This window comes from Acidimicrobiales bacterium (assembly GCA_035536915.1).
Lineage (GTDB): Bacteria > Actinomycetota > Acidimicrobiia > Acidimicrobiales > JAHWLA01 > JAHWLA01.
Genome location: DATLNE010000013.1, coordinates 1 through 14,979 on the forward strand (window position 1 = coordinate 1; position 14,979 = coordinate 14,979).

Annotated in this window: 18 protein-coding genes; 14 read left to right on the forward strand and 4 right to left on the reverse strand. The window is 69.4% G+C overall.

The features are described 5' to 3' along the window. From VM938_04015 to hemL, 3 genes are all read left to right on the forward strand, one after another. Positions 1-183, forward strand: a 183-nt coding sequence (locus VM938_04015; GenBank protein HVF74190.1) for a hypothetical protein, incomplete at its 5' end; no start/stop codon positions are given. Between the two features lie 121 nt (positions 184-304). Further along, positions 305-1,288, forward strand: coding sequence for a porphobilinogen synthase (hemB, locus tag VM938_04020; protein ID HVF74191.1), 984 nt, complete (start codon positions 305-307; stop codon positions 1,286-1,288). Beyond that, positions 1,281-2,543, forward strand: a complete 1,263-nt coding sequence (gene hemL, locus VM938_04025; GenBank protein ID HVF74192.1) for a glutamate-1-semialdehyde 2,1-aminomutase — start codon at positions 1,281-1,283, stop codon at positions 2,541-2,543. The genes hemB and hemL overlap by 8 nt, the downstream gene beginning before the upstream one ends. A 156-nt stretch (positions 2,544-2,699) precedes the next feature. On the opposite strand, the gene VM938_04030 is transcribed toward hemL, so the two are convergent. Continuing rightward, on the reverse strand, positions 2,700-3,467 hold the full coding sequence (locus VM938_04030) for a TetR/AcrR family transcriptional regulator (protein ID HVF74193.1): 768 nt from the start codon (positions 3,465-3,467) through the stop codon (positions 2,700-2,702). Further along, entirely contained in the window at positions 3,365-5,587 is a 2,223-nt protein-coding gene (locus VM938_04035) for an MMPL family transporter (protein ID HVF74194.1), read from the reverse strand. The genes VM938_04030 and VM938_04035 overlap by 103 nt, the downstream gene beginning before the upstream one ends. A 248-nt stretch (positions 5,588-5,835) precedes the next feature. Between VM938_04035 and VM938_04040 the strand changes: the two genes are divergently transcribed. Continuing rightward, positions 5,836-6,303, forward strand: coding sequence for a hypothetical protein (locus VM938_04040; protein ID HVF74195.1), 468 nt, complete (start codon positions 5,836-5,838; stop codon positions 6,301-6,303). A gap of 61 nt (positions 6,304-6,364) precedes the next feature. Here VM938_04040 and VM938_04045 read toward each other — a convergent pair whose 3' ends face one another. Then, a complete protein-coding gene (locus VM938_04045; GenBank protein ID HVF74196.1) occupies positions 6,365-7,609 on the reverse strand; it encodes a geranylgeranyl reductase family protein in 1,245 nt (414 codons plus the stop codon). 4 nt (positions 7,610-7,613) lie between these two features. After that, positions 7,614-8,264, reverse strand: coding sequence for a cytochrome c (locus tag VM938_04050; GenBank protein HVF74197.1), 651 nt, complete (start codon positions 8,262-8,264; stop codon positions 7,614-7,616). A 196-nt stretch (positions 8,265-8,460) separates the two neighbouring features. Between VM938_04050 and VM938_04055 the strand changes: the two genes are divergently transcribed. The 10 genes from VM938_04055 to VM938_04100 form a co-directional block, all read left to right on the forward strand. Next, the gene (locus VM938_04055; GenBank protein ID HVF74198.1) at positions 8,461-8,913 is read left to right on the forward strand and encodes a hypothetical protein; all 453 of its coding nucleotides are present in this window, start codon (positions 8,461-8,463) and stop codon (positions 8,911-8,913) included. A gap of 5 nt (positions 8,914-8,918) precedes the next feature. Beyond that, complete coding sequence (locus tag VM938_04060) at positions 8,919-9,332, forward strand: 4Fe-4S binding protein (protein HVF74199.1); 414 nt, start codon at positions 8,919-8,921, stop codon at positions 9,330-9,332. A 13-nt stretch (positions 9,333-9,345) separates the two neighbouring features. Beyond that, entirely contained in the window at positions 9,346-10,122 is a 777-nt protein-coding gene (extP, locus tag VM938_04065; GenBank protein HVF74200.1) for a selenite/tellurite reduction operon b-type cytochrome ExtP, read from the forward strand. A gap of 14 nt (positions 10,123-10,136) precedes the next feature. Next, positions 10,137-11,051 carry a menaquinol-cytochrome c reductase cytochrome b subunit gene (locus tag VM938_04070; GenBank protein HVF74201.1) on the forward strand — a complete coding sequence of 305 codons (915 nt, stop codon included), beginning with the start codon at positions 10,137-10,139 and terminating at the stop codon, positions 11,049-11,051. Between the two features lie 13 nt (positions 11,052-11,064). Continuing rightward, on the forward strand, positions 11,065-11,913 hold the full coding sequence (locus VM938_04075; protein ID HVF74202.1) for a Rieske 2Fe-2S domain-containing protein: 849 nt from the start codon (positions 11,065-11,067) through the stop codon (positions 11,911-11,913). Positions 11,914-11,930: 17 nt separating this feature from the next. Next, positions 11,931-12,917 carry a c-type cytochrome gene (locus tag VM938_04080; protein ID HVF74203.1) on the forward strand — a complete coding sequence of 329 codons (987 nt, stop codon included), beginning with the start codon at positions 11,931-11,933 and terminating at the stop codon, positions 12,915-12,917. Further along, positions 12,914-13,711, forward strand: coding sequence for a hypothetical protein (locus VM938_04085; GenBank protein ID HVF74204.1), 798 nt, complete (start codon positions 12,914-12,916; stop codon positions 13,709-13,711). The genes VM938_04080 and VM938_04085 overlap by 4 nt, the downstream gene beginning before the upstream one ends. 22 nt (positions 13,712-13,733) lie before the next feature. After that, positions 13,734-14,156 (forward strand): NADH-quinone oxidoreductase subunit A, encoded by a 423-nt coding sequence (gene ndhC / locus VM938_04090; GenBank protein ID HVF74205.1) that lies wholly within the window; start codon positions 13,734-13,736, stop codon positions 14,154-14,156. Positions 14,157-14,164: 8 nt separating this feature from the next. Further along, on the forward strand, positions 14,165-14,695 hold the full coding sequence (locus VM938_04095) for an NADH-quinone oxidoreductase subunit B family protein (GenBank protein ID HVF74206.1): 531 nt from the start codon (positions 14,165-14,167) through the stop codon (positions 14,693-14,695). Beyond that, positions 14,692-14,979 (forward strand): NADH-quinone oxidoreductase subunit C (locus VM938_04100; GenBank protein ID HVF74207.1); only part of this gene is annotated, 288 nt, incomplete at its 3' end. The genes VM938_04095 and VM938_04100, both read left to right, overlap by 4 nt.

A 14,979-nucleotide genomic window follows, 5' to 3' on the forward strand; every position in this document is an offset into this window, starting at 1 on the left:
GCCATGAAGCCGCGTCGCGGCACCCGCGCAACACGCGACACCGAGCACGCCCTCGCCCGCATGCCCGTCGAGCACGCGATCGGACGGATGAAGTGGTGGCGCGTCATGCGCGACTGGCGCCGGCCCGTCGACCGCTTCGACCGGACCGGCAAGGCCGTCGCCGTCCTCGCATCGATGCTCTAGCCGCGCGCCCGCGTTCCCGAGTCGCTGCCACGCTGTCGCGCGACCTATCCGGCCGCGGGTCCATAGCGTCCGGACGCCGGACGCTATGTACTCCGGACACGTACTCCGTAGGCTGGTGGGCGTGAGCTTCCCCGCCCGCAGGCTGCGCCGGCTGCGCCGCACCCCCGCCCTTCGCCGCCTGGTGGCCGAGACGCGGCTGACGGTCGACGACCTGGTGGCGCCGCTGTTCGTCCGTGAGGGGATCGACGAGCCGCAGCCCATCGCCTCGCTGCCCGGCGTCGTGCAGCACACCCGCGAGTCGCTCACCAAAGAGGTGCGCGAGCTGGCCGAGCTGGGGGTGCCCGGCGTCATCGTGTTCGGCATCCCGGCCACGAAGGACGCCAACGGCTCGGAGGCGTGGAACCCCGACGGCATCGTGCAGCAGGCGCTGCGCGACCTGCGCGACGAGGTGGGCGACCGGCTGGCGATCATGGCCGACCTCTGCCTCGACGAGTACACCGACCACGGCCACTGCGGCGTGCTCGACCGCACCGGCCAGCCCGACAACGACGCCACCCTCGACCTCTACGGCAAGGTCGCCGTGGCCCAAGCCGAGGCGGGCGCCGACATCGTCGCCCCCTCCGGGATGATGGACGGCCAGGTGCGGGTCATCCGCGACGCCCTCGACAGCGCGGGCCACCCGTCCACGGCGATCATGGCCTACGCCGCCAAGTACGCCTCGGCCCTCTACGGCCCCTTCCGCGACGCCGTCGACGTCACCATCCAGGGCGGCGGCGACCGCAAGGGCTACCAGCAGGACTACCGCAACTTCCGCGAGGCCCTGCGCGAGGTCGACGAGGACGTGCTCGAAGGCGCCGACATCGTCATGGTCAAGCCCGCCCTCGCCTACCTCGACGTCATTGCCGCCACCCGTCAATCCGTCGACCTGCCGGTGGCCGCCTACCACGTCAGCGGCGAGTACAGCATGGTCAAAGCCGCCGCCGAGCGGGGCTGGATCGACGGCCCGGCCGTGGCCCTCGAGCACCTCACCGCGGTCAAGCGGGCGGGCGCCGACATCATCCTCACCTACTTCACGCGCGAGGTCGCAGAGACGCTGCATGGGTAACGACGAGCTGTTCAAGCGGGCCGCCGAGGTCATCCCCGGCGGCGTGAACTCCCCGGTGCGGGCCTTCAAGTCGGTGGGCGGCACCCCCTACTTCGTGGCCCGGGCCGAGGGCGCCTACGTGTGGGACGTCGAGGGTCGCAAGTACCTCGACTACGTGCAGTCGTACGGGGCCTCCATCCTCGGCCACGCCCACCCCAAGGTGGTCGAAGCCATCCAGCAGGCCGCCACCCAGGGCACCACCTTCGGCGCCCCCACCGAGCGCGAGGTGCTGCTGGCCGAGGCCATCCGTGACCGGGTCGCCGGCTGCGAGCTCGTGCGCCTGGTCAGCTCCGGTACCGAGGCGACCATGAGCGCCATCCGGGTGGCCCGCGGGTTCACCAAGCGCAGCCGCATCATCAAGTTCGCGGGCTGCTACCACGGCCACAGCGACGGCCTGCTCGCCGCGGGCGGCAGCGGCGTGGCCACCCTCGGCCTGCCCGACAGCGCAGGCGTGCCCGAGAGCGCGGTGGCCCAGACCATCGTCGTCCCCTACAACACAGTCCCCGACATCGACGTCGACATCGCTGCCGTGATCGTCGAGCCTGTCGCCGCCAACATGGGCCTCGTCGCCCCCGCCCCCGGCTTCCTCGAAGGACTGCGAGCGGCCTGCGACAAGGCCGGCGCCCTGTTGATCTTCGACGAGGTCATCACCGGCTTTCGCGTCGCCTACGGCGGCGCCCAGGAACTGACCGGCGTGCGCCCGGACCTGTGGACGTTCGGCAAGGTCATCGGCGGCGGCCTGCCCCTGGCCGCCTTCGGCGGGCGCCGCGACGTGATGGAGGTGCTCGCACCCCTCGGCCCCGTCTACCAAGCGGGCACCCTGTCGGGGAACCCGCTGGCCACCGCAGCGGGCCTCGCCGTGCTCGACGAGCTCACGCCCGCCGCCTACACGATGCTCAGCGGCCGGGCCGCCGAGCTCGGCCCCCTGCTGGCCGACGTGCTCACCGAGGCGGGCTTCCCCGTGCAGGTGCCGGTGGTCGGCCCCCTCGTCGGCCTGTTCTTCAGCGACATCCCGGTGACGAACTACGACACCGCGCAACAGGCCTGCGGCAACGGCCTGTACGCGGGGTTCTTCCGCGCCATGCTCGACCGCGGCGTGGCCTTCGCGCCCGGCCCCTACGAGGCGATGTTCCCGAGCCTGGCCCACACGTGGCCCGACATTGAGCGCACCGTCGACCTGGCCCGCGCCGCCATCGCCACCGTCCCTCCGCCCTAAACCCCGGCTACGAGGTCCATCGCTTCATCTCCACCGACCGCTACTGGGGCCAAGCCGCTCAGGCGACGTAATGGACGAGCTCGTCGACACGGCCGAGCGAGTCGTCGGCCTCTACGTTCGACAACGGCCCGTTCGCCCGGCTGCGCTGGATGCTGCTCACGGCCGACGCCCACGAGCTCTACCGGAAGTTCGGCTTCGACGTGCCTCAGGACCGGGCGATGCATTACGAACCAATCCGTTGACGTGCACGTCGACGAGGTGGGCCAGCAGCTCCTCCGACCCCACGTAGGGAAAGTTCGGGCGGGCGATGGCCAGCGCCGTCACCCCGTGGGCCACCGCCCACAGCCCGGTTGCCAGGAGCAGCGGGTCGGCCTGGCGGAAGCGGCCGGACTCGACGCACTCGGTCACGTCGTCGAGCAGCCGCCCGAAGCCTGATGCGGCCAAGAACTCCGGGGTCGGCTGGGCCGTGGTTTCGGCCATGAACAGCACCCGGTAATGGGCCGAGTGCTCCATGCCGAACCGCACATACGCATGCCCCCGAGCGATGAGCCGCTCGACGGGGTCCTCGACGGCGCCCGCCTCTCGTTGCACGTACTCGTCGAAGACGTGGAACTGGGCCTCGCACACGGCCAGCATCAACTGGTCCTTGTCGGCGAAGTGGAGGTAGATCGACGGCGGGCTCACGCCCACGGCGTCGGCCACCGCTCGCACCGACACGGCGTCGGCGTCGGCCGTCTCGAACAGCAGGCGCGACGCCGCCTCCAGGATTTCCTCCCGGAGGCGGTCGCCCTCTCCACGACGGGCCCGTTGGCGGCGGACGGCTATCCCACGACCTCCGGCACCCGGAGCTCCTGGGCCGGGCCGCCGTCGGACTCCCGCACGCCCCACCGGTCGTGAAAGCGGCGCAGCGGCGCGGGTGCCCACCAGTTGGCCCGGCCTGCCAGCCGCATGAACGCAGGCACCAACGCCGCTCGGATCAAGGTGGCGTCCATGATGACGGCCATCGTCAGGCCGATGCCGAACAGCTTGATGAACGTCACGTTCGACGTCGCCGTGGCCACGAACACCACGGCCAGCAGCAGCGCGGCGGCGGTGACGATGCGACCGGTGCGTTCGAGGCCGACGGCCACCGACGTCACGTTGTCGCCCGTGCGGTCGTACTCCTCCTTGATGCGCGACAGGAGGAACACCTCGTAGTCCATCGACAACCCGAAGGCGATGCAGAACATGAGGATCGGCGTGGTGGTGTCGAGCATGCCGGTGGCGTCGAAGTCGAGGAAGCCCGACAGGTTGCCGTCTTGGAAGATCCACACCATGGCGCCGAAGGTGGCGGTGAGCGACAGCAGGTTCAGCACCACGGCCTTGGCCGGCACCAGCAGGCTGCCGAAGGCGAGGAACAGCACGATGAACGTGACCAAGGCGATGATCAAGGCGGCCAGTGGTAGCCGAGAGAACAGCGACGCCTTGGAGTCGACCAACTGCGCCGACATGCCCGTCACCTGTACGTCGAACGGCGCCCGCGTGCCGCGCACGTCGCGCACCAGATGCTCGCCTGCCTCCGACATGGGCTCTACCGCGGGGACCACCGACACGAAGGTGGCGTCGTCGCTGCGGAACCGCGCCGACGCCGGTGTGGGCGGCAGCACGCGCTGGCCCTGCACATAGGTGCCGGTGAGGGCGTCGACCCTCGACACGCCGGGCTTGGTCGACAGCTCGGTGGCGTAACGCTCGATGTCGACGCTGCGGCTGACGGGGTTGCCGATGCCGGTGGCGATGACCGAGAGGGCGCCCGCTTCGTCGGAGTCGAAGTTGCGGCGGATGTCGTCGTGCACGGTACGGCTGGTGGCTTCCTTGTTGAGCACCCGGTCGTCGGGCAGGCCGAAGCTGACGCCGAGGAACGGCGCGCCCAGCAACAGCAACAAGAACACGACGATGGTGGCCACGGGGAGGGGCCGGCGCATGACCACGACGGCGGCGCGGTGCCAGAAGCCTTCGCCCACTTCCTTGGGGTGCCGCTTGAACAGTTGCAGGCTGTCGACACGGTGGCCGAGGACGGCGAGCAGCGCGGGCAGCACCACCACGGCGCCGACCGCGGCGAGGGCCACCACGGCGATGCCCGCGTAGGCGAACGAGCGCAGGAAGGCGAGCGGGAAGACCAGCAGCGCGGAGAGCGAGGCGGCCACGGTGACGGCGCTGAACACCACGGTGCGGCCTGCGGTGCCCGTCGTGCGGATGACCGCGGCGTGGGGCTCGAGCCCGTTGCGCAGTTCCTCCCGGTAGCGGGAGACGACGAACAGGGCGTAGTCGATGGCCAGGCCCATGCCCATGGCGGTCGTCAGGTTGAGCGAGAAGATCGAGACCTCGGTGAACGTCGTCACCGTGCGCAGCACCAGGAAGGTGCCGATGATGGCGAGGATGCCGACCGCCAGCGGCAGGGCCGCGGCCACCACGCTGCCGAACACCAGGATGAGCAGGAACAAGGTGATGGGCAGGGCAATCTTCTCGGCCCGCTCCAGATCGTGGCGGATGGTCTCGCCCACCTCGCGGAAGACCTCGGCGAAGCCGCCGATGCCCACTCTCATGGCCGGGGTGTCGGCCTTGAACTTGGGCGCGATGACTTCGATGCGGTCGTTGACCTGGTCCTGGGTTCCCTCGATGCGGGCGAGCACGAGCGCCTGCTTGCCGTCCGCGCTCTTCAGGGGCGGAGCGCCGCCGAGAGACCAGTACGACACGGCGCCGATGACGTGCTGCTCGGCCTCCAGCCGTTGCGTGAGCGCCATGCCCTGTTGGCGCAACTCGTTGGTGTCGACGGTGCCGTTGTTGGCGGTGACCAGCAGCACCAGGTTGGGCTGGCCGCCCTGGAAACGCTGGAGCAGGAGCTCGTCGGCCTTGAACGACTCCGACGCCGGGTCGTCGAATCCGCCAGCGCTCAGGTGCTCGGCCACCCCGCCGCCCACGGCGCCGGAGAAGACCAAGGCGAAGACGGTGGCGACGAGCACGAGCACCCGTCGGCGGACAACGACACCTGCCATGCGTTCCAACACCGCGTCCCTCCCAGTTCGCTTAACAGTGTTAACCCATACGCCACCGTCAGGCGCGGGACAACTGGTCGTCCGTCACACCTCGGCCAAGTGCCAGTTGTGCGCGTCCGACCGCGCACAAGTGGCAACTGACGGGCTCCGGGCAGGAGGTGGGCTGTCGGCCTACGGTCGATCCCGTGAACGCCTATCCCACCTGGTGCTACTACCCGAGCCACCAAGCCCCGCCGGCGTGGGTGCACGAATTCGTGGCGGTGGTTCGCGACGCCCAACCGTCGATCGACTCCCGTTCTGTCCCCGACCTGTCGAGCGACTCGGTGCTCGCCGCGCTGCGCGACGGTTTGGTCACGCTCGGCTTCACGGTCGAGGCTGGGAAGAAGAAGGCGGATCGCATCCGTCGGCCGGTGCTTTTCGGCGAGCAGGGGATCGAGCGCGTTGCCTACGAGGTCGATGCCGTCCACGACGAGCTCGGTGTCGTGGTCGAGGTTGAAGCCGGCCGGGGGGCGCGGGGGAACGCGGTGTACCGCGACCTGATCCGGACGTCGCTCATCGTGGGGGCCGACTATCTCGCCCTTGGCGTCATGCAGGCGTATCACCACATGAGCGGCGGAAGGCGCATCATGGTCGCCAGTTACTTCGACGCCAAGGCCCAGATCGACGCGATCTATGCGAGCGGGCGGTTGCAGCTCCCCTTCGAAGGGCTCCTTCTCTTCGGCTACTGACCGGAAGTTGCGGGGGAAACGCGCCGGAAAACGGCGCGTTTCCTACGCAACTTCGAGGGAGTCAGCGGGAGGGGGCGAGGCGGGCGATGGCGGCGACGGCCTTGTAGGCCGCCTCGGCTGCGCCTAGCTCCTCGGGGCGGAGCAGGTTGGCCATGATGCGCAGCACCCATTCCATCAGCGTGCGCGAGTGCATGCCCGTCGACACCAGCAGGCGCATCAGCTCGGGCCGCCCGATGATGCGCACGAAGGCCCGGGCCACCTTGTAGTAGAGGCCGTACTCATCCTGCAGCCGCTGCTCGTACTGCTGCAGCGCCAAGCCGTTGCCCGTGGCCAGCGCTTCGTCGAGGCATGCCGCAGCCATGCGGCCCGTCTCGTACGCATAGGCGATGCCTTCGCCGTTGAACGGGTTGATGGCCCCGCCCGCGTCGCCCGTCACCAGGTACGTCGGCCCGGCGTGCGGCCCGACCGACAGCGCCATCGGCAGCCGACCGCCGGTGGGCGGCCCGCACGACGTCTCGGGGCGGATGCCCCACGACTCCGGCGCGTAGGCGGCGAACGACTCCATCAGGTGGGAGGTGTTGACGGCCTTCCACTGGTTGAACGTCGACAGCAGCCCCACGCCCACGTTGATGCGCCCGTCGCCCACCGGGAAGATCCAGCCGTAACCAGGCAGCACGTTGCCCGCCTTGTCGCGGATGTCGAGGTGCGACTCGATCCACGGCTCGTCGTGCCGGGGCGATTCGTAGTAGCCGCGGATGGCCATGCCCAGCGGGTAGTTGCGGTTGCGCGACGTGCCCAGCGCCCGCCCGAACCGCGAGTTGGCGCCGTCGGCCACCACCACGTAGCGGGCCCGCACCTCCTCGACCGCGCCGGTGTCCTTGCGCTTGACCATGGCGCCCCGCAGCAGCCCGCCTTCCGTCACCGGCGAGACCGCCTCGGAGGCGTCCCACAACACGGCGCCCGCCTTGACCGCCCGCTCGGCCACCAAGTGGTCGAGGTCCTTGCGGGTCACCACGTAGCCGTACGACGGGAAATCGGGGTGCGAGGGCCACTGCAACTCCAACGTGCGCCCGAAGGCGATGGAGCGCAGCCCGTCGAAGCGGTGGTGCTCGGCCAGCTTCTCGCCGAGGCCCATGTCCTCCAGCTGCTTGACCGACCGGGGGGTCAGCCCGTCGCCGCAGGTCTTCTCACGCGGGTAGCGCTTCTTCTCCAGCAGCAGCACGTCGTGGCCGGCCTCGGCCAGCCAGTACGCACACGACGCTCCCGAGGGGCCGCCGCCCACCACCAGGACGTCGTGTTTTGCCACGTCCTTAGAGTCGCTCCCGCTCGTACAACACGACGGCCTCGATCTCGGCCTCGGAGAGCTGCCCGGCGAAGGCAGGCATGCCGCCCCTCGACATGCGCTGGCCGCCCTCGCGGCCGGCGTCGCCGTACGGCAGCGGTGCCCCAGGCGTGCCGATGGAGCCGCTCTTCACCCAGTCGATGTGCGCTTCCTGGTCGGGGAAGGTCTTCTCGACCTCCTCGTCCGCCAGCGCCGGGCCGGCCCCGCCCTCGCCCGCGCCGCCATGGCATGCCGAGCACCCGGCCGACCGGTAGATCTGCGAGCCGAGCTCGATGGGGTCGAGCTCGTGGGTCGCCTCACGGTTGCCGAAGGCCCCCGCGTAAAGGATCGCCCAGAACGGGAGGATGAGCAGCACCGGCGCCGCCCACATGGGCACCTTGGTGCGCTGCACGGCCTGGTCGCGCACGTAGGTCTCCGACGGGGCCGCCGGCGCCTCGGGGACGGCCGGGGTGGCGGCCGCCGCAGGAGCGGGCGCGGCCTCGACGGCTGCGGCCGGGGCGGGGGTGGCGCTGGTCTCGGCGGGTGCCTCGGAGGCGCCCCCCTCGGAGGCCGCGCCGCCTGTCAGCGCCGCCCGGCGCTCCCGGGCCCGGCGGAGCAGGTGCTCGGGGACTTCGGTCATGCCGCGGACTCTACGCGCCACCGGTTCCGGCTGGCGAAAGCTGGTGCGGCGCCTGGCCCTCCGCCGATGTGAACTCCGCGAAGGCAGCGTGCTAGACCAACGCCTGCTCACCCCGGCGGTGCTCACCCCCCGCCCCGCCGGATAGAATGTGAGCGAATTCACGAGCACGTTTTGGAGAGGTAGGAGAGCCGGTCGAGTGGTCGCCTTCTTTGCATCGCTGATCATCACCGTTCTCATGACCCTCGTCGTGCTCCGCGTGGGCAAGACCCGGAAGCCCGGCACCCCGCTGACCTGGGGCGAAGCCTTCGTGGCCGCCACCTGGATGTTCGGCCTGCTGTTCATGCTCTACGGCGTCCTGCCCGACCGCTGGCTCCTGTGGGCCGACAACGAGCTGGGCTGGCGCTCCGACTCCTTCGGCATCCCCACCCCCTTCGGCCGCCTGTTCGAAGAGGGCATCGCCTTCGGCGGCCGCGGCCGCGTCATGATCTCGGCCCAGGTGATCCGCGACATCATCGCCTCGGCCATCTACATCGTCGGCCTCGTCCTCAACTTCGCCATGTGGCTGCGCTGGCAGAAGCGCAGCGACAAGCCCAAGACCGCTGAGATCGAGACTTCCGCCTACGGCCGGCCACTGGTCCGGAAGGCATAGCGCGCATGGCTCGCACAGACGCCAACCCGCCGCTTCCTTCGTTCCCTGGCGACTATGTGCTGACCGAGGTCGAACCCGAGGACCTCTCGAAGTCGGTCAAGCCCAAGCAGTTCCTCCACATCGACCAGTCCGAGTGCATCATGTGCGAGGGCTGCGTCGACATCTGCCCGTGGAAGTGCATCCACATGCTCGATGCACGCACGATCGCCGAGGCGGTCAACACCGAGCAGCCCGGTGTCGACCCCGACGACCACGTGGTCTTCGTCGTCGACGAAGACGTCTGCACCCGGTGCGGCCTGTGCGTCGACCGGTGCCCGACCGGCGTGATCATCATGGGCAAGGCGGGCGTGGCTGCGCGCGACGGCGACCAGCACCAGCGCGACAACAAGCACGGCTACTCCTACGGCATGCGGTTCTAAGGAGATCGATTCGGTGGCCAGACGATTCGCCCTCAAGGACCGGCTTCCCAAGCCGGCCGACATGATGGAACGCACGAAGGGGTCCCAGATGTGGACCTCCATCTTCCGTCCGGGCTCCATCTTCCGGAAGGGCTACACCGACAGCCCTCGTAACCGCTCGTACGTGATCATGAACTCGGTGCTGTACCACCTGCACCCGGTGAAGGTGAAGCGCCACGCGGTCAAGGTCAGCTACACCCTCTGCCTCGGCGGCCTCAGCTTCTTCCTCTTCATCCTGCTGACGGTCACCGGCATCTTCTTGATGTTCTTCTACCGGCCCACCGCCGAGCAGGCGTGGAACGACATCGCCACCCTGCAGACCTCGGTGACCTTCGGGCTCCTGGTGCGCAACATGCACCGATGGGCTGCCCACCTGATGGTCATCTCGGTGTTCCTCCACATGGCCCGCGTCTTCTACCACGGGGCCTACAAGCCGCCCCGGGAGTTCAACTGGGTCATCGGCGTGATCCTGCTGACATTGACCCTGCTGCTGTCGTTCACCGGCTACCTGCTGCCGTGGGACCAGCTGGCGCTGTGGGCCGTCACCGTCGGCACCAACATGATGGGCTACACCCCGGTGTTCGGGCAGCAGGTGCGCTTCGTGCTGCTCGGCGGCGTCGAGATCGGCACCGACACCTTGCTCCGCTGGTACGTGCTCCATGTGCTCTTGTTCCCGTTCGTCATCGTCATCTTCATGGCCATCCACTTCTGGCGGGTCCGTAAGGACGGCGGCATCTCCGGGCCGCTGTAAGGAGGACGTGCGTAATGGCTGAAGTCCCCGAACACCTCCTCAAGCGAGCGGCAGAACGCAAGGCCGCGCTCGAGGCCAAGAAGGCAGGCGCCACTCCGCCCGCGGGCGAGGGCGATGCCGTCGCGGCCCAGATGGAGGGCCATACGGCTGACGCCGCCGATGCCGTCCAGGCGACCGCGGCCGAGGGCACGGGCGGCGGCGCTCCCGCCGACCAGCAGCCCGCCGGTGCCCCCAGCGACCCGTCGGGCAAGATCCCCGCGCACCTCCTGGCCCGCAGCCAGGCTGCCCGCCAGAAGGCGGCAGGCGGCGGCGGCGAGGGTGGTGGCGGAGGCGGCGGCACGGCCACGGCCACGGCGCCCGCACCGGCGGCTCGGGCCGGCGCAGGCGGTGCTGCTGCGGCTCCCGCGCCCGGCATCCAGGGCCCGGCAGGCCACACGCAGCGCCTGCTCACCGTCGTCAAGGCGGGCTCCATCCAAGACGTCAAGGCCACGCCGACCGACAAGGTCCACACCTGGCCGCATCTGCTGGTCGTGGAGTTCGTGGCCTCGCTGGCCATGACGGCGTTCCTGCTCGTCTTCTCCACGTTCGTCAACGCCCCGCTGCTGGGCATGGCGAACCCCAACCTCACCCCCAACCCGTCGAAGGCGCCGTGGTACTTCCTGGGCCTCCAGGAACTGCTCACGATGTTCCACCCGATGGTGGCGGGCGTGACCATCCCTGGCATCGGCCTCATCGTCATGGGCGCCGCGGGCTACATCGACAAGAACCCGTCGAACAAGCCCGAGGACCGGAAGTTCTCCATCGCCTTGATGACGATCTTCCTGATGTTCTGGGCCGTCCTCGTCATCATCGGGTCGTTCTTCCGAGGCGAGGGCTTCAACTTCATCATGCCGTGGCGCCAAGGCGTCCACGAGATCTTCGACCTGTGAGGAGCGGGACGCCATGAGCACCCCCGTCGTCATCGCCATCGTCGCAGTCGTCGCGCTGGCCATCTTGTTCGTGGCCACCACCGCGGCCCGCCGCGACCGGGCGCTCGCCATGCGCGGCATGCGCGAGGCCAGCGGCAAGGACCGCAGCCTCGACGTGATCGAGGACATGGAAGGCGAGACCACGAGCGGCCGCGACGTCGAGCGCGCTGCCGTGCTCGCCCACCGCGGCGGCGGCACTGCTGTCGCCGTTCCCGCCACGCCCGCCCCGCCCGCACCTCGAACCCCGCTCGACGACGAGGCGCTCGGCGTCACCCGCCGGCAGTTCTTCAACCGAGGCATCGTGGCCATGTTCGGCCTGGGCCTCGGCGGCTTCGGCGCCTCCACATTGGGCTTCTTGTGGCCGAGCCTGTCGGGCGGCTTCGGCTCCAAGATCCGCGTCGGCAAGCTCGACGAGATCCTGGGCCAGATCGCCTCCACCCGTGAGCCGTTCTACGTGGCCGAGGCCCGCAGCTACATCGTCCCCTATCCGCAGGAGGCGCTCGACGAGGCTCGCAAGGCCTACACCGGCGCCGTGCTCGAAGGCATGGAGCAAGGGGTGGCGGCGCTCTACCAGAAGTGCGTGCACCTGGGCTGCCGCGTGCCGTGGTGCCAGAGCTCGCAGTGGTTCGAGTGCCCGTGCCACGGCTCCAAGTACAACCGCGTCGGCGAGAAGACGGGGGGCCCTGCGCCCCGCGGCCTCGACCGCTTCGGCGTGAGTGTCGACGGCGGCCAAGTCGTCGTCGACACCGCCCAGGTCATCCAGGGCCCCAAGATCGGCGTCGATACCACCGGCCAGGAAGCAGAAGGTCCGCAGTGCGCATAGCTCCCGTCCTTGCTGCCGTGAACACGCAGCAGAAGCTCGGCATCCTCGTCGCCTCCCTCCTCGTGGTGGGCTGGCTCCTGTACGTCGCCATGCACTTGCGGCGGCCGGAGTCGGCACCCGTCGGGAGCGAGATCGAGCTGGCGCCGAACCGCAAGCCGTATTTCGACGACGACGTCCTGGAGTCGACCAGGCTCGACAAGTCGCTCAAGTGGGCGCTGGTCCTGCTCGGTATCTCCGCCCTCGGCCTGCCCGCCTACTGGCTGCGCGAGCCGAGCAGGCAGGCCGGTGCCGATCGAGGCTTCGACAAGCGAGCCGTCGGCCGCGGCGAGATCCTCTTCCAGCCTGCCGAGTCTCCGATCCCGGCGGGCAACGTGGGCCACTTCGGCTGCGGCCGGTGCCACGGCACCAAGGGCGAAGGGGGCGTGACCGAGTACTCCCTGGCCGATCCCAGCGACCCGACCAAGCCGCCCCGGCAGGTCAAGTGGGCTGCGCCCGAGCTCAACACCGTGACCCTGCGCTACAGCGACGACCAGCTTCGTTCGGTGCTCGTCTACGGCCGGCCCAACACCCCCATGCCCCCGTGGGGCGTGCTCGGCGGCGGCCCCATGAACGACCAGCAGATCGACGACCTCATCGCCTACCTCCACGACATCCAGCTTCCGGAGGAGCAAGTCAAGGCCGACGCCATGAAGAAGTACGGCCTCGACGGGGCCAAGCTGTTCGAGGCCTACTGCGCTCGCTGCCACACCAAGGGCTTCTCCTACGGTGAGCCCGGCGAGCGCGGGGCCGGCGCCTTCGGCCCCAGCCTCACCAACGGGTCGACCCTCAACCAGTTCCCCGATGTCGAGTCGCACGTCGAGTTCATCAAGACGGGCTCGCAGTACGCCAAGCCCTACGGCACACGCGGTGTGGGCGGCAACGAGGCGGGCGGCATGCCCGGGTTCGGGCGCATGCTCACCGACGAGCAGATCGACGCCATCGTCGAGTACGAGCGGAGCTTGTGATGCAACACATGCTGTTGGCCGCCCTCCAATGGGATCCCCACATCCGCGGTGGCCTCATCGTCCTGACCTCGGTCGCCATCCTGTGCGGCAGCGTCTACCTGCTGCTGGCCACCAACGTGGGCGCCCGCCTCGGGTTCCTGCTGGCGGTGGCCGGCCTCACCGGGTGGATGTTCCTCATGTCGATCATCTGGATGGTGTTCGGCATCGGCCTCAAGGGCCGGCCCAACACGTGGGTCACCCAGGAGATCATCACCGGGAACGTGAGCCAGTCGACCATCGAGAAGATGGCGGGCTTCCCCAACGGGTGGACACAGCTCAACACCGGCGATGCGGGCCTGGCCGACGTGCAGGCCGCCACCGACCAGGCGCTGGCGCCCAGCGAGATCATCCCCCACAGCGCCCACGGCACCCACTCGAAGCCGGAAGAGCCGGAGTTCCCGCCGCCCTTCAAGACGACGACCGACTACGTCTTCCAGACGGCCTACCGGGTGGGCGGCGACAACGAGCTGTTCACCATCGGCAAGCACAAGTTCTACTTCCGCCACTCGCCCCACTACGCGGTGGTCACCGTGCAGCCGTCGGTGAAGCCCACACCGAAGAACACGAAGCCGGTCGCTGATCTGTCGAAGCCCGCGGTCACCGTCGTCATGCTGCGCGACCTCGGCAGCGTGCGGGTGCCGCCGTTCATCATGGCCTTGGCCACCGGCACCATCTTCTTCGTGACCTGCTACGCACTGCACCAGCGCGACAAGGAGATCATGCGCCAGCGGGCCGCCACGGCGGCAGCGGCCTAGGAACGAAGAGGAGGGACCGGCGGTGAGCGACTATCTCCCCATCTTCTGCATGCTGGTCCTGGCCACGCTGTTCGCGGGCTTGTCGTTCTTCGCCTCCGGCCTGTTCGCCCCCCGCAAGCCCACCGCGGCCAAAGAAGCGCCCTACGAGTGCGGCATCGTGCCCACCCGAGAGCCGGCCGAGCGCTTCCCGGTGCGCTTCTACCTGGTGGCGATGATCTTCATCATCTTCGACATCGAGATCATCTTCCTCTACCCGTGGGCGGTGATCGCCGACGAGTTGCGGCTGTTCGGCTTGATCGAGATGGTGGTGTTCGCGGTGGCGGTGTTCGTGTCGTTCGTCTACCTCATCAGCAACGGTGCGCTCGACTGGGGCCCCGCCAAGCGGCTGTCCTCCGGGCGCACGACCGAGTCGACGGTGCGGCGCATCAGCCGCCCGGCGGCCTAGGAGGGCCGATGGGCCTCGAAGACCTCAACCACGGCTTCATCACCGGCAACCTCGAGAACCTGGTGAAGTGGGCGCGCAAGAACAGCGTGTGGCCCGCCACCTTCGGCCTGGCCTGCTGCGCCATGGAGATGATGGCCACGGGCGCCGCCAACTTCGACATCAGCCGCTTCGGCATGGAGGTGTTCCGCGCCTCGCCGCGCCAGGCCGACCTGATGATCGTGGCCGGGCGCGTGTCGCAGAAGATGGCGCCGGTGCTGCGTCAGGTCTACGACCAGATGATGGAGCCCAAGTGGGTCATCTCCATGGGCGTCTGCGCGTCGAGCGGGGGCATGTTCAACAACTACGCCCTCGTCCAGGGCATCGACCAGGTGGTGCCGGTCGACGTCTACGCGCCTGGATGCCCTCCGAGCCCCGACACGCTGCTGCACGCCATCCTGACCCTGCACGAGCAGATCCGCACCGGGGAGATCACCCGCCGGCGCGAGGGCTCCGGAGCGGGCGCCGGGGTCCACCTCCAGGTCCCGGCCGGCGCCCGGTGAGCGACGCGACCGAGGAGGTGGCGGCGACCGAGCAGGCGCCCGTCCCCGAGCCCGAGCTGCTCCACGGCTGCCCGGTCACGTGGAGCCGTGGACAGCAGGTCGTGCACTGCCTCCCCGCCGCGTACGAGCAGCTGGTCTCGAGCCTCAAGGACGAGGGCTACGAGATGTGCGTCGACGTCACCGCCACCGACTACCTCGAGCACTCGGGGCGGGAGCTGCCGGCGGAGGTCCCTGCCGAGCGCTTCGAGGTCGTCGTCAACCTGCTGTCCATGAGCCGCCGGACG